Annotated in this window: 1 protein-coding gene; it reads right to left on the bottom strand. The window is 61.4% G+C overall.

From position 1 onward, the window contains the following. A partial coding sequence (locus ACYP5B_RS47880) for a DUF7696 family protein (protein WP_459574416.1) occupies nucleotides 1–252 on the bottom strand: 252 nt, incomplete at its 3' end. Between the last annotated feature and the right edge of the window lie 100 nt (nucleotides 253–352).

The raw sequence follows: 352 nt of genomic DNA, 5'->3' as shown, positions 1-352 counted from the left end.
AAGAAATTGAACGACGGCGACGCGGATGGACGCAGCATGCTCCCGAAGGCGCAGGGCTATGTCGGCCCCGCGCTGGGTCGTTACTTGGGAAAGGAACTCCGCTCGGGCGGGTTCCGCTAGACCGGCCACGTGGGCCGCTTCACACAAATTGCGCCACGCATTCGGTTGTCCGACGTAGTCGGGCCGTCGACGGGCTAGCGTGCTCGCGATAGCGGCACGAATATCGGAGTTCAGATCGACAGCAGAGTGCATGGTTAGCTCCTGTTCGAGGTTCCTACAAACAAAAAAAGCCCGCTCCGACATGGCGGAAGCGAGCTTGTTCGCAGGAAAACCCGTCGCCACGCCCCTTCCG

It is taken from the genome of Cupriavidus sp. 8B (assembly GCF_054589115.1).
This window is presented reverse-complemented; position numbering and strand designations above follow the sequence as displayed.